14 protein-coding genes and 1 pseudogene are annotated in these 13556 nt (G+C 45.5%); 2 read left to right on the forward strand and 13 right to left on the reverse strand.

Annotation, left to right across the window (positions count from 1 at the left end):
• Window positions 1-92: 92 nt before the first annotated feature.
• From HW988_RS16415 to fliL, 12 genes and pseudogenes are all read right to left on the reverse strand, one after another.
• The gene (locus tag HW988_RS16415) at window positions 93-878 is read right to left on the reverse strand and encodes a FliA/WhiG family RNA polymerase sigma factor (RefSeq protein ID WP_181605241.1); all 786 of its coding nucleotides are present in this window, start codon (window positions 876-878) and stop codon (window positions 93-95) included.
• 79 nt (window positions 879-957) lie between these two features.
• The gene (locus tag HW988_RS16420; RefSeq protein ID WP_181605242.1) at window positions 958-1788 is read right to left on the reverse strand and encodes a MinD/ParA family protein; all 831 of its coding nucleotides are present in this window, start codon (window positions 1786-1788) and stop codon (window positions 958-960) included.
• A complete protein-coding gene (flhF, locus tag HW988_RS16425) occupies window positions 1785-3218 on the reverse strand; it encodes a flagellar biosynthesis protein FlhF (protein WP_181605243.1) in 1434 nt (477 codons plus the stop codon). The genes HW988_RS16420 and flhF overlap by 4 nt, the downstream gene beginning before the upstream one ends.
• Window positions 3208-5307, reverse strand: a complete 2100-nt coding sequence (gene flhA / locus HW988_RS16430; protein ID WP_181605244.1) for a flagellar biosynthesis protein FlhA — start codon at window positions 5305-5307, stop codon at window positions 3208-3210. The genes flhF and flhA overlap by 11 nt, the downstream gene beginning before the upstream one ends.
• Window positions 5307-6371: a flagellar biosynthesis protein FlhB gene (gene flhB / locus HW988_RS16435; protein WP_181605245.1), complete on the reverse strand. Its 1065-nt coding sequence runs from the start codon at window positions 6369-6371 to the stop codon at window positions 5307-5309. The genes flhA and flhB overlap by 1 nt, the downstream gene beginning before the upstream one ends.
• Before the next feature lie 37 nt (window positions 6372-6408).
• Entirely contained in the window at window positions 6409-7188 is a 780-nt protein-coding gene (gene fliR / locus HW988_RS16440) for a flagellar biosynthetic protein FliR (RefSeq protein WP_181605246.1), read from the reverse strand.
• Window positions 7189-7192: 4 nt separating this feature from the next.
• Window positions 7193-7465, reverse strand: coding sequence for a flagellar biosynthesis protein FliQ (gene fliQ / locus HW988_RS16445; RefSeq protein ID WP_142701534.1), 273 nt, complete (start codon window positions 7463-7465; stop codon window positions 7193-7195).
• 8 nt (window positions 7466-7473) lie between these two features.
• Entirely contained in the window at window positions 7474-8232 is a 759-nt protein-coding gene (gene fliP, locus HW988_RS16450; protein WP_142701535.1) for a flagellar type III secretion system pore protein FliP, read from the reverse strand.
• Complete coding sequence (gene fliO, locus HW988_RS16455; protein WP_181605247.1) at window positions 8229-8936, reverse strand: flagellar biosynthetic protein FliO; 708 nt, start codon at window positions 8934-8936, stop codon at window positions 8229-8231. The genes fliP and fliO overlap by 4 nt, the downstream gene beginning before the upstream one ends.
• A 10-nt stretch (window positions 8937-8946) precedes the next feature.
• Window positions 8947-9204: pseudogene (gene fliN / locus HW988_RS16460) on the reverse strand (flagellar motor switch protein FliN); the annotation flags it as partial.
• Window positions 9205-9329: 125 nt separating this feature from the next.
• Window positions 9330-10352 (reverse strand): flagellar motor switch protein FliM, encoded by a 1023-nt coding sequence (gene fliM / locus HW988_RS16465; RefSeq protein WP_142701538.1) that lies wholly within the window; start codon window positions 10350-10352, stop codon window positions 9330-9332.
• A gap of 9 nt (window positions 10353-10361) precedes the next feature.
• Window positions 10362-10892: a flagellar basal body-associated protein FliL gene (fliL, locus tag HW988_RS16470; RefSeq protein ID WP_142701539.1), complete on the reverse strand. Its 531-nt coding sequence runs from the start codon at window positions 10890-10892 to the stop codon at window positions 10362-10364.
• 295 nt (window positions 10893-11187) lie between these two features.
• Here fliL and HW988_RS16475 point away from each other — a divergent pair, with 295 nt between their 5' ends.
• Both HW988_RS16475 and HW988_RS16480 read left to right on the forward strand, forming a co-directional pair.
• Window positions 11188-11499, forward strand: coding sequence for a hypothetical protein (locus tag HW988_RS16475; RefSeq protein WP_181605249.1), 312 nt, complete (start codon window positions 11188-11190; stop codon window positions 11497-11499).
• A gap of 54 nt (window positions 11500-11553) precedes the next feature.
• Window positions 11554-12648, forward strand: a complete 1095-nt coding sequence (locus HW988_RS16480; RefSeq protein ID WP_181605250.1) for a DUF2914 domain-containing protein — start codon at window positions 11554-11556, stop codon at window positions 12646-12648.
• A 5-nt stretch (window positions 12649-12653) separates the two neighbouring features.
• Here HW988_RS16480 and HW988_RS16485 read toward each other — a convergent pair whose 3' ends face one another.
• Window positions 12654-13493 carry an inositol monophosphatase family protein gene (locus HW988_RS16485; RefSeq protein ID WP_181605251.1) on the reverse strand — a complete coding sequence of 280 codons (840 nt, stop codon included), beginning with the start codon at window positions 13491-13493 and terminating at the stop codon, window positions 12654-12656.
• Between the last annotated feature and the right edge of the window lie 63 nt (window positions 13494-13556).

Raw genomic sequence — 13556 nt, forward strand, 5'->3', positions numbered from 1 at the left:
GGGACCTGTCGTTTGTCAGTCCAGATATAAAAAACGCCATGGGGTTAGCCATGGCGTTTTTCTGATTTAATTATGAAAATAAACTCAGCAAGCTAAGCGACTTCTAACTCGCCCGCACCGATCGTCGCAGCCAATTTCGCACGAAGGCGAGTGACTGCTTGAGCGTGCAATTGAGAAACGCGGGATTCAGTCACGCGCAATACTTGACCGATCTCTTTCAAATTCAAATCTTCATAGTAATACAAAGACAGAACCAGACGTTGTCTTTCCGGAAGTTCCTCAATCGCCGTCGCCACAACTTCTTTAATGTTTTTAACATTCAATTGGTTGAAGGGGCTGTTCGTACGAGAACCTTCCAAAATATCCATGATGGATTTTTTGTCTGTGTTACTGAAAGTTGTGGCTTGGTCGATTGGTAACAAGCTGACAGGGCGAACTTGATTTACCAGATCATGGAACTCATCGATATTGATGTTCAGGGCCTTAGCCACTTCTTCATCAGTTGCATTGCGACCAAGATCCGCTTCCAATTGCACCATCGTACGATCTAGCAATTTTGCCTTATCACGAATAGAGCGTGGAACCCAGTCCTGCGCGCGAAGTTCATCCAGGATGGCACCACGGATACGGAACTCAGCGTAAGTCTTAAATTTATTATCACGTGTAGAATCGTATTTCTCGATGGCGTCCATCAAGCCGATAACACCCGCAGAAATCAGGTCATCCAATTCGATGTTAGAGGGAAGTCTAACGGCGATTTTCTGAGCGATAAATTTAATGAGTGGAGCGTATTCTTTAATTAGATCGTCTTTTTTTGTCGGCGCGAGCTGACGTGGCTCATCCTTGTACTTCTTCAACAATGCCGCATTTTTCCCCATATTTATCCCTCTTGAAGTCTATGTTAGCAAACAGCCCTATGCGCTGAAAGTCCAATTCTGTGGCGGACTAGGATTTGCCTTAAGCGAAACCCACCACTTGATCCCAGAACATCTGCATTCCGCCATTAGCTTCAATTAGCTTGGAGGATTTTTCGATCTGCGCAGAAATTTGACGAATTGCCTTGGAAGATTCCGCACCCACATCGTGTCTCACAATGAGACGTTGCATTTGTGTTGCTTTTCTCAGCACCGCATCGTTTGGAACTGAGCCCCAGTAATCAAGACCAATGTATAGGAAGCGGTTCACGACATCGTTGAAGCGCTTGTATAGATTCATCCCTTCTTCTTCATCGCGCACCTGATTGCACACGATTGAGAAGTGATTTACTTTGTACTGTTTGTTCAAAACTTTAATAAGTGCATAAGCATCTGCAAAGCTGGACGGGTCTGGTGTGATCACCACACTTACCGACTGAGCTGCAGAATTAAGGAACAAAACGTTCTCTGCGATACCAGGAGCGGTATCAATTAACAGATAGTCAAAGCCCATCGGCAACGAACTGATGGCTTCCACCATCGCACGTCTTTCAAAATGATTCAGGTTATTAAACTCTACGATTCCGCTGCCACCAGGAATCAAAAAGACATCCTTAGAAACTTCCAAAAGAATGTCTTTCATCTCTTTGCGACCGGCGATGATATCGTGAATGCTGCCCTGACATTTGGCGCCGAACATGATATCCACGTTCGCCATCCCCAGGTCCCCATCCAGAATCAAAACCTTCTTACCTTTTTGAGCGAGGCTCAAAGCAAGATTGGCCACCAAAGTCGTCTTGCCAACACCACCCTTACCAGAAGTGATGCTGATCGTTCTTGTGCGGTATAAATCAAAAGTATTTAATCGGCTCATACAGCTTCAGAATCCTGTTGTTTGAATTTAGTGATATTGAAAATAAGATCCAACAAACGCTCTTTCGTCGCGAATTCAAAGTCTTCTGGAACGCGCGAGCCAATACCGAAAGAGTGAAGTGGGATATCAAAACGCTTCATGAAATTGTAAATCGTACCGTGCTGAGTGGATTCATCCAAAGATGTGAATACCACGTCTTTATAACCCAACACCGAATAGCGACGGCCCAATTCAATCGCATCGGCGTCTTTCGTATTCGACGACATCGTCAGATGAATGTTCGCGTTCAATGCTTGCGGTGGCAAAATGCTGCGCAAAAGATTGATCTCTTCATTGTTTTTAAGGCTTAGCCCCGCAAAGTCCACCAACACGCAATCAACATTCGCCAAATAGCGCATTAGATTGTGCCAGTCGTTTTGATTGCGAATCACAGAGAACGGAACATTCAGGATTTGCGCATAGATCTTCATTTGATCAGCCGCACCCACTTTGAATGTATCTGTTGTGAAGATCGCAACTTTCTTGCGCTCACGAACCACCATATGGCTCGCCATTTTAATCAATGCTGAAGTTTTACCGCTGCCTGCCGGACCCACGAAGCAGTGAATTTTTCCCGCTGTTGGGTTTTGCGCGATCTTAATAGCGTCCAAAACACGACGAGCAACAAACGCTTCTACCAAAGCTTTGTTTTTTATTTTCAAAGGTGGCAATGTTTCTTGAGTCTGAGTCAAGATATCAGCCGCGATCTCTGGTGCCATTCCTGAGCGAGTCAGTTTTTCAAAAATAGAACTTAAATCGTAAGAAATACCAAAATCTGCTCCCGGATGAGCCCCCACGAAGGATTGTGGCATTTGTTGGAACTGAGTGATCACTTGACGCAAGTTTGCGATCTCGCTTTTCAAAGCGATAACTTCTGGTGACTCACCTGCTGGTTTAGCTGGGGCCGGAGCCGCAGCCGGTTTTAGGGGTACAGCCGCTTTTTTAGGTGCAAAGTTTTGTTCTTGTTCCTGGAAAGCATGCAAAGCGCGTTGAGCCGCATTCTTAACTCTTTCCTCAGACATTTTCTGCTGACGAGCGTATTCATTTTCATCTTCGATATCGATGTAACGACGTTGCGTTATTTGCGCAGGTGGCTGGCTTTTTTGCACATGCTTTTCCACCATTTTGGTGATCAGCTCTTTTTGCTGACGTGCGGTGCTAGCCTGAAATCTTTGGCGATCTTGCTCACGCAATTTAGATTCTGCAAATTTCTTTTTTTGCAAAGTTTCTTCGGAGACGGCGGCTGTGATTTCCACGCTTCCTTCACCGACCAAGCCGAAGCTTTTGTTGTTGTCGCGGGCAGAGAGGATGATGGCATCAGGACCCAGCTGGGTCTTAACCATCTCCAGAGCTTCCTTCATCGTACGTGCTTCAAATTTCTTAACCTGCATGGCTCATCTCCACAAGGGCAACCGATTGAACATCCGCATCTGACGTCAATTCATTGTGCGAAAGCACAACCAACTGAGGAATAAAACGCGAAGTCAGTTTATAAATATGACGACGGGAAGTCGGGCTGGTCAGCAGAATCGGCTGACTTGCCACTTCCGGATGGTTTTCCACCGCACGCGCGATCTCATTGATCAAGCGATGTGCTGTATTTGGATCCATCACCAACTGCACACCCTGCTCTGTTTGCAACAAAGAGTTCGCTATCAATTCCTCGATCACCGGGTGCAAGGTCATCACAGGGATGTTGCCTTGATCAGTTGTATATTTTGCGGTGATACCGCGAGCCAGGGACCTACGAACACTTTCTGTAAGGACTTCAATATCTTTTGTACGCGGAGCTTCATCTGCTAAAGTCTCAAAGATCGTAAGCAAATTACGAATCGAAACTTGTTCTTTAAGAAGCCCTTGCATAACGCGAACAACAGAACCCAATGACATAAGATCCGGGATAAGCTCTTCGACGACTTTAGGATGAGATTTCTTAAAGTTCTCAACCAAGGAAGCTGCTTCCTGACGACCCAACAATTCATGAGCATGAGAGCGGATGATTTCCGTCAAGTGAGTGGCCATAACGGTTGGCAAGTCCACCACTGTGTAACCAGCGATTTCAGCGTCTTCTTTTCGGTTTGGAGAAATCCAAAGAGCATCAAGACCGAATGCAGGCTCTTTTGTTTTAATACCATCGATAGGATCAGAAACATTTCCTGGATCCATGGCAAGCATCGCTTCTGGACGAAGTGTACCACCACCGACTCTGTTCCCTTTGATCATCACGCGGTACTCACCCGGCGCCAGCTGTAAGTTGTCGCGGATATGAATACTTGGCACCACGATCCCCAGATCCAAAGCAAACTGCTTACGGATACTGACGATACGCTCAAGCAAGTCCCCGGATTGGTCAGACTCCACGATACTGATCAAGCCATAACCAACTTCCAATTCCACCATGTCGACCGGAAGCATGCTTTCGATGTTTTCCTTTTTCGGTGCAATTGCTTGAGTTTCCAAAGCTTTCTTTTCTGCTGCGACAGTCTCGGCTTTGTATTTTTTAATAACCCAGGAAGTTCCACACATCAATCCACCCATCATCAAGAATGGAATTGTTGGAAGACCCGGGATGATACCCATAAGGATTAACACACCACCCGAAATCATAACGGCACGAGGGTTGACCAAAAGTTGGCTCGTAACCTCAGCACCCATGTCTTTATCCGAATTCGAAGTACGAGTAACAATCGTACCGGCAGCGGTGGAAATGATAAGTGCCGGAATCTGCGAAAGCAAACCGTCACCGATCGTCAACATCGTGTAGTACTTGGCAGCTGTGCTCACATCCAAACCTTTTTGGATCACACCAATTGCCAAACCACCCAGGATATTGATCAACGTAATAATGATACCAGCGATAGCGTCACCACGTACGAACTTAGAGGCACCGTCCATCGCACCATAAAAGTCAGCTTCTTGTTCGATCTGACGACGGCGTTTACGAGCTTCAGCTTCAGTGATGTGACCCGCATTTAATTCCGCGTCGATCGACATCTGCTTACCCGGCATCGCATCCAAGGTGAAACGTGCAGCGACTTCGGCTACGCGCCCAGAACCCTTCGTGATTACCATGAAGTTGATGACGATCAGGATCGCGAACATGATAAAACCGATGACGTAGTTACCACCGACAACGAAATTTGCGAACGAGGCGATAACATCACCGGCCGCTTTTTCACCTTCGTGTCCGTGAGTCAAAATCAAACGAGTTGTCGCTACGTTCAGGGACAGACGGAATAACGTCGTCATCAACAGCAGCGATGGGAAAGATGTGAAATCAAGTGCTCGTTGAGTATAGATACTTACAAGCAGGATCAGGATACTGATCGCCAGGGAGAATGTAAGAGAGATATCCAGCATCATTGGAGGCAATGGAATGATCATGACCGCCAGGATTGCCAGGATACCAAACGCAATAAAAAGATCCGTATTCTTAGTATACTTTTCGAATCTCTTTAAAAATTGAAAAACATCTTCCATTATCTTTTCTTCCTACGCAATCGGTAAACATATGAAAGGACTTCGGCCACCGCAACAAACAGATCCCTTGGGATCACTTGTCCGATCTTCATGGTTTTAAAGATCGTGCGGGCCAATGGTTTATTCTCAACGATCGGAATATTATGCTCTCTTGCAAGCGCCTTAATATTCTCTGCCACGACATCCGCACCCATCGCCACCACTTGAGGAGCTGGCAAGTTGTCTGAGTATTTCAAAACAACTGCGATATGCGTCGGGTTCGTGATCACAACGTCGGCCTTAGGGATGTCAGCCATCATACGCTTAGAGGCCATCTCCCTTTGGATACGACGAATGCGCGATTTGATCATAGGATCACCCTCGCGCTGTTTGTGCTCTTCTTTCACTTCTTGTTTGGTCATCATCATTTTCTTTTCAAGATCCCAACGTTGATAGAAATAGTCAGCTCCAGCCAGAACCAACATCACTCCACCCACGCCGCCCAAAAGCTTTGCGACAATGCCACCAATGTAAGTGCAGATTTGTTCAATCGAGAAACTCATCAAATACGGGATTTGATGAACTTCGCCACGTAACAAGAAATACAAAACCATACCGATTGCGCCCATTTTCAGAATACCTTTTACGGCTTCCATGACGGCGCGAAGACTCATCACTCGTTTCATGCCCTCTACGGGATTCAGCTTATTGGGATCCGGAGTCAGTGCATCTTCAACTTGCAAGAAACCGATTTGCGCCACAGTCGCCGCAACACCCAACAAACCTGCAATACCCATTACAGGTGCAATAAGAATCAAAGTTTTCTCTCCGTTAATACGAAGAGCTTCAGTGAAGTTCCCGGAACGAATAGTTGAAACCATGTCGGGACCGAAGGAATACTGGAAAAGGTCATAGAAATTCTTGAAAAAGAAACGACCAAGCGCATAGACGCCACCGGAAGCCGCCAACAACAAAACTGCTGTAGCTAGCTCCTTGGACTGCGCAACATTTCCTTGCTTGCGAAATTCTTCCCGTCTGGCATCCGTGGCCGATTCGGTTTTTTCGCTGTCGTTTTCCCCTGACACTTAGTTCCTTCCTAGAACTTCATCTCTCTCTAAAATTCTACAATGCTTTCATCACTTTGAACAGTTGACTGGCCGTGATTTCGACCAGTCCGTTCATCTCGGAAACCATCAATGGTAAACAGATAAACACAACCGTCATACCGATCATAATAGAGACCGGCATACTCGTAACCAGGACGTTAATCTGGGGAACTGCTCTACCGAGGATACCCATCGATAAATTCACCAGCAAAATCGTCACCAACACAGGGGCACACATCTTAATTGTAAGAATAAAAGTCGTTTGACCAAACATCGCCATTTCTGCGAATGGCCCCACATTCAAACTCAAAGAGCTGACCGGAACCAAGGTGTAACTCTCGACAATGGCGCGAATCAGAATATGGTGCCCGTTGATCGCGAGAAAAACCAACGTCCCCAGAGTGGAGTAAAAAGACTCCATCGCATTTCCAGATGTTCCTAGCAATGGATTGTACATCTGACCGGCAGACAAACCCACGCTCATCGCGATAAGATCCCCCACCATAGAGACAACGAAAAAGAAGATGCGGGTTAAAAAACCCAACACTAGACCGACCATCAGTTCGCGGATGGCTAAGGATATGATTTCATTAGAGATCGTAAGGTAATCCACGTTGCCAATTTTAACGATCGGAAACAAAAGGACGCTCAAGATCAGGGACAATAAAATCTTCACGGGAGCTGGAATATTACCTGCACCAAAGAAAGCGGAAGCAATCACAAAAGCCACCATACGCAGAAAGATCAGCGCGAAAAGGAGGATTTGTGCTTCTGTAAGTGCCGTCCAGTTTAACATTCAGCTATTCCCTGACCATGGCCGGAATATTTTCAATTAATGTCGAAGTGTATGTCGTCAAAACGTCCATCATCCACGGCCCAGCTAAAACGACCACCACTGCAACCACGATCATCTTCGGAATGAACGTCAAAGTTGCTTCATTGATCTGAGTCAATGCTTGGAAAATGGAAACGGCCAAACCTACGACCAGAGTGCTGATCAATAGAGGTGCTGACAACATCGCCGTTGTTCTTAGAGCATCTTGACCAAGCTTAATCACTAATTCTTCAGTCATTTATTACCTCAACCGAAACTTTTTACCATCGAACCGATCAGCAAACCCCAACCGTCGACGAGTACGAAAAGCATAATCTTAAATGGAAGCGAAATCACAATCGGGGGAAGCATCATCATACCCATCGCCATCAAAACGCTGGATGCGACGATGTCGATAACCAGGAATGGCAGAAAGATAATGAATCCGATCTGGAATGCTGTTTTAAGTTCAGAAACCACAAACGCTGGAACCAAAACCATCGTTGGAACTTCCGCACGTGTCTTCGGTTTTTCAACTTTAGAAAGTTTTACGAACAAAGCCAGATCCGCATCACGCGTTTGGTTGAACATAAATTTACGAAGAGGAGCCAGGGAGTTCTCGATCGCAGCCTCTTGAGAAATCGTGCCCTTCAAATAAGGCTGAACACCCTTTGTGTTAATTTCATTGAATGCTGGTTGCATCACAAAGAAAGTCAGGAACAAAGACAAACCCACCAACAATTGATTCGGTGGCATTTGTTGAACACCCATCGCTTGTCTTAAAAAAGACAATACGATGATAATACGTGTAAAGCCTGTCATCATGATCAAGATACCCGGTGCCAAAGTCAGCACGGTCATGATCAAAACCAGTTTAATCGCGTTTACAACTTCATTTGGGTTGTCAGAAGTTTTGAACCCCAGATTCACTGTTGGCAAAGTCACTTGCGCAAAAGCATGTGAACTTGTCAGCAAAATCAGAGGCAGCAGAATCAAACTCCAAAGAGTCAGTTTCTTAAAGTTCACTGAAAATTCCTCATACCTTTCAAACGTTTTGAAACGATATCTTTGATTCCGCTGATGGCGAACTCGTCGTCCGCGTCTGTGCTTGCGCTATCTTTTGCACGGCTTTTGAATGAAACACGTTCTTTAGGCTCCGTGCCGAATTGTTGCTGGTCTTCGTCTTCATCAAAAGTTGCCATTGTTTTACCAAAGCTTTTGGGAGCTTCTTCCGGAACTTCGTCATCCAACAAAGAAAGGGATTTAATCATCGAGATATTATGATCCGTCACACCGATCAGGATGGACTCACCCGCTACGCGAACGATGGCCAAGCTTTTCTTAGGACCCAGGTAATGCTGTTGCAAAACCTTGATCTGCGTTTGATGCTTTCTTTCCTTAGGAACCGAGTACTTGCGCAAAAAGATAAATGCACCACAAGCCACTGCACCCAAAATCGAAAGTGTCATCAAAATGCGGAACCAGCTTGAACCTTCAGTTCCGGCATTTTTTTGTTTTTCCAAATTCAGTGGAATTTCAGATTCTTTACGATTATCGATTTTCGGCAAATCTTTCGTCGCCACTGCATCAGCTGTTGTTGCCGCCGCCGCTGCGTCGGTTTTCGCTTCTGCCGTGACAGCTGCTGGAGCTGCCTCAGAGGTAGGGGCCTCTTTGTCTGCTGCATGAGCAGATACGGAAATCACAAAAAGAAGAGAAAGAATCCACTTCATTAAAAACCTCTTACTTCAGCTGTTCTACGCGTTCAGCCGGAGAAATGATATCAGTCAAACGTACACCGAACTTCTCATTCACCACCACGGCTTCACCGCGTGCGATCAATTTGTCGTTCACATAAACTTCCATTGGCTCACCCGCCAATTTGTTCAATTCAATAACGCTACCTTGAGTCAGATTCAAAAGCTCACTCACTGGCATTTTCGTACGACCCAATTCCACCGTTACTTTCAATGGAATATCCAGGATCAGATTTAGATTTCTATCTTTCACGATAGAATTACTGTTATTTTCTTTTTTCGGAGCTGCATTTTCAGCGGCCATTCCCGAAGCTTCTGCCATTAACTGATCTGCCAAGTCGTCCAATTTATCGTCTGTCATTTATCCCCCTACTTGATTACCGGACGAGTCACTTGGACAGCCACGGTTCCATGATGTATTCCGTAATAACCTAAAAACTTTTTGATACCTTCAATTTCAACTTCAAATTCGCCGGTGGCATCTTGATCCAAAGGAATGACATCCCCTACTTTCAAGCCCATCATGTCACGAAGTTTGATCTCGGTTTCACCCAAGTTCACTTTGATTTCCAAATCTGTTTCCAAAAGCTGCTCTTGAATTGTAGAAGTCCACAATTTCTTGTCCGTTTGGTCACTTTCTACTTGGAAACCTGTAGATAATTTTTGCTTGATCGGCTCGATCGTTGCGTAAGGGATCACGATCGAAACCGTGCCCGATGCATTCTCAAGCTCAACGTCGAAAGTGGAGGCAATAACCACGTCAGTTGGAGGTACGATACCTACGAACTGTGGATTCACTTCCGTACGAACAAATGAACAACCGATTTTTTCAACTGAAGCCCAGGCCGTTTCAAGATCGTTGATCGCAAGACCCACAACTTTTTGAACGATCTGGAGTTCGATCGGAGTAAAGTCTTTACCGTCAATTTTAGTGTATGGACGATCGGCTCCACCAAAGAAACTGTCCACCAAAGCGTAAGCCAACTTACTTTCGATTACGAAAAGAGCTGAACCACGCAAGTTACCAAAGCGCAGAACGCACATACAAGTGGGCATCGGCAACGTATTGATAAACTCACCGAATTTCAGGAACTCCGTACCAGTCAAAGTGATCGACGCGATTTTGCGAAGAGCCGAAGACAAAGAAACACGGAAAGCTCTCATGAACTTTTCGTAAATAACTTCCAGCTGAGGCAAACGACCGCGGATAATACGATCCTGGCTGGTTAAGTCGTAAGATATAATTTTGCGCTCTTCAACTTTACCGTTGCTGCCGCCACCGCCGCCACCTTGGCCATCATCTGACTTTGGTGAATCCGAAGAGGCAACATCCCCGTCGGAAACCGCGGCTAAAAGCGCATCAACTTCACTCTGTGAAAGAACCTGATTCATAGCCCTGCCTTAGTTGTATAAGAACTCAGTAAAGAGCACGTTTGAAATCTTCCCTTGAACCAGGAAGGAGTTAATCGTGTCTTTGATTTCATTTTTCAAACTGTCACGACCCTCACGAGTCGACACTTCTTCGTATGTTTTAGAAGAAAGAATAATGATAATGATGTCGCGGATTTGCGCTTTACGCTTGTCGATTTCTTCCGCAGCCTTTTCGCCTTTCAGCTCAAGCTCGATATTGACCTTGGCAACACGACGACCTTTGGAACCTGCAAGATTGACGATGAATGTTTCAAGTGGAACGACTTTACCGACCAACTCTTTTTCTTCAGCTTCTTCTTTATGTTGAGCTTCAGCTTCACCTTTAATTACATGTTCAATTTTAGGCTCGGCTGCTTCTTTCTGCTTGTTTTTATAAAGCATGAAGCCCACGCCTGCGACGATGAGCATATTGATCACTGCTAGAGCGATAAGAAGTATGGGCTTTTGTCCTGAACCGCCAGACGGAGCTGCTTCAGCTGCCGCCGCTTTTTCTTCTGCCATTCATCCTCCATGATGAACGACCACAGATGGGAGTGGTCTCATGGAAATTGTAAGCAACTGGAATGCCAACACGCCTTCGGTCCAGGCACCTGTCCTGCGGTCTAACATATTTGATTACAGGCAATTTTTGCCCCTGGGGAAAATGTTTCCCTACAAAATTTTTATGACGGTAGTCAAAAGTTTGGCGAGGCAAAGTTGACTGTGTCTCTTGTCAGGCCCAGACCTAGGTCTATAGTGAGAACCCCCTGACAGGTTCATAATAAAAGAGGGTCCACGCATAAAAAAGGAGATCTTTATGGATAATCAAAATCAAACCGTGGGAGGCCTTCAAAGCAAATTCGGAGAAATGTCCTCCGCACTAAAAGCTCAATTCGCAAACTTGAATCTTTCAGATGCTCAAATCAGAGACGCCTTAAAAAGTCCTGATGATTTAATTAATATGATCTGCGAAAAAACCGGCATGTCCAAAGAAGCCGCCACAGAAAAAGTTCATTCCTTGATGGCCAAATACAACATCACCGATGAGCAGGCAAAAGGCTTTATGGCCCGCTGGGGTGAAAAAGTCGAACACGGCATTGAAACAATCAAATCAAAATTCACCCATTAGTTCAGTCAGGCTTTCTTAATGGATTTATCCTAACCATCTGGTTAGGATAAATCCATGACATCACTGAAACAACGCCTTCTCGATTACTACGAAAAAAATGAAACCAAAGTGGACATCGCCTTTTTCCTGGGCGGATTTATATTCGATGTTCTGACTCTTTCAGATATCGATGATCCCTTAAGTATCGTGCAACAGGTGGTGTACCTTGGAGTCATCGGTTTGATCTTATTCTATGACTTCTTAAACACCCACAACTTAGTCACAATCTCCCCGCGTGTTTCAAAATATTGGGAATATCGAAATCTGGCCGTGCATTTCCTTTTGGGAAGCTTGCTTAGTGTCTATTCGTTGTTCTTTCTAAAAAGTGCTTCGATCTTTTCATCGATCGTGTTTGTTGTATTGATGATGGGTATCATGGTGGCTAACGAACTTAAAAGCGTTCAGAAGGCCGCTGTCGATCTAAAAGTCGCCTTGTACGTTATCTGCCTGTTTGCATTTTTCTCAATGACTATTCCGGTGCTCTTAGGTTTTGTGGGAGTGACAACGTTCCTGCTGTCTATTGCCCTGACGGCTGCGGTAATTTATGGCGCGTTTGCTTTACTAACCAAAAAAGTTCAAAACAAAAAACTCCTGCTAAGAACTTTGGCCGTTCCCGGCTTCGGCGTTCTAGGATTGTTTCTGGTTTTGTACTTCATCGGCTGGATTCCACCTGTGCCTCTATCGGTGCAGAACATGGGCATTTATCACAACATTGAAAAGTCTGACGGGAATTACCTGCTATCCCATGAAAACCCTTCCTGGAGATTCTGGAAAACAGGAGATCAGGAATTTTTGGCAGAGCCCGGAGATAAAATTTACTTCTTTGCGCAGATCTACTCCCCTGCACGCTTTAGTGATTCCGTTATTGTTCATTGGTATTACAAAGATCCGCGCCAGGGTTGGATCAGCACCGACAAAGTTCCGATGAAAATTTCTGGCGGCAGAAAAAATGGCTTCAGAGGATTCGCCGTAAAACAGAATTACGCCGCGGGCGAGGGACGCGTCAGTATTGAAACCACTGACGGTCGCGAAATTGGTCGTATTTACTTTAATGTGATGAAGAATGAAATGTCCTCGGAAAATCGCACCTTCACCACCGACGTTATGTAAAAAAACTAATTCGTTTCTTTGCTGATGTGTGGAGCAAATGCAGTTTGCAGTTGCTTCACAATTGCGGCAGGCCCCGCGATAATTGAATTCTTATACGGATTATATTTTTCTCCGCGATAGGTTTCAACAATCCCACCCGCCTCTTCAACCAACAGAATTCCCGCAGCGGCATCCCACGGTTGAATATTGCGCTCCCAATATCCGTCAAACACTCCGCGTGCGACTTGCGCTAGATCATAAGCTGCAGCACCTGGGCGGCGCACCCCGCGTGCTTTGCGAACAACGTCCGTGAAAATTTTAAGTTGTTCAGAAATCACGTGCTCGTGTTCTGCCACGAATCCTGTGGCCAACAGGGCATCTTCCAATTTTTCATTTTTAGTGATGGAAAGTCTGCGACCATTCACGAAAGCACCCTCACCGCGAATCGCTGTGTAGGTTTCATTCAGCATCGGAACATCAATCACTGCGAGCTGAATCTGTCCGTTGATTTCCAAACCCAAGCTGATACAAAAAATTGGAAAGCGATGAATGTAGTTCGTTGTTCCATCCAATGGATCCAAAATCCAACGCCCGCGCGCCCCTGCGGTTTCCCACTGGACTTTCGCCCCAGCGGCATAAGATTCCTCTCCAAGAAACTCTATGTCAGGAAAATTTTTCTTAAGGTAGTCCGAGATGACTCGTTCTGATTCTTTGTCGGCCTCAGACACAAGTCCAGCCTGGAATTTGTGCTCAATGTGCTCTAAGTTACCGAAATAATTGAGAAGGACTTCTCTGCCAAGGCTCACCGCCTTGATGGCCGTACCTAAGACCTGCTTCCAATCTGTTGATTTTACGCTGCTTTCCACGATGTACCTCACAAGTCAGGACCGTCAGGTTATTGACCGGTTCCAGGACTTAAAGCTACCATG

The sequence above is a fragment of the Bdellovibrio sp. KM01 genome (assembly GCF_013752535.1).
Taxonomy (GTDB): domain Bacteria; phylum Bdellovibrionota; class Bdellovibrionia; order Bdellovibrionales; family Bdellovibrionaceae; genus Bdellovibrio.

Excerpts from the sequence above, each read along its gene's own strand:
- HW988_RS16415 (WP_181605241.1), bottom strand. The coding sequence starts at position 878 with ATGGGGAAAAATGCGGCATTGTTGAAGAAGTACAAGGATGAGCCACGT.
- HW988_RS16420 (WP_181605242.1), bottom strand. The coding sequence starts at position 1,788 with ATGAGCCGATTAAATACTTTTGATTTATACCGCACAAGAACGATCAGC.
- flhF (WP_181605243.1), bottom strand. The coding sequence starts at position 3,218 with ATGCAGGTTAAGAAATTTGAAGCACGTACGATGAAGGAAGCTCTGGAG.
- flhA (WP_181605244.1), bottom strand. The coding sequence starts at position 5,307 with ATGGAAGATGTTTTTCAATTTTTAAAGAGATTCGAAAAGTATACTAAG.
- fliR (WP_181605246.1), bottom strand. The coding sequence starts at position 7,188 with ATGTTAAACTGGACGGCACTTACAGAAGCACAAATCCTCCTTTTCGCG.
- fliQ (WP_142701534.1), bottom strand. The coding sequence starts at position 7,465 with ATGACTGAAGAATTAGTGATTAAGCTTGGTCAAGATGCTCTAAGAACA.
- fliO (WP_181605247.1), bottom strand. The coding sequence starts at position 8,936 with ATGAAGTGGATTCTTTCTCTTCTTTTTGTGATTTCCGTATCTGCTCAT.
- fliM (WP_142701538.1), bottom strand. The coding sequence starts at position 10,352 with ATGAATCAGGTTCTTTCACAGAGTGAAGTTGATGCGCTTTTAGCCGCG.
- fliL (WP_142701539.1), bottom strand. The coding sequence starts at position 10,892 with ATGGCAGAAGAAAAAGCGGCGGCAGCTGAAGCAGCTCCGTCTGGCGGT.
- HW988_RS16475 (WP_181605249.1), top strand. The coding sequence starts at position 11,188 with ATGGATAATCAAAATCAAACCGTGGGAGGCCTTCAAAGCAAATTCGGA.
- HW988_RS16480 (WP_181605250.1), top strand. The coding sequence starts at position 11,554 with ATGACATCACTGAAACAACGCCTTCTCGATTACTACGAAAAAAATGAA.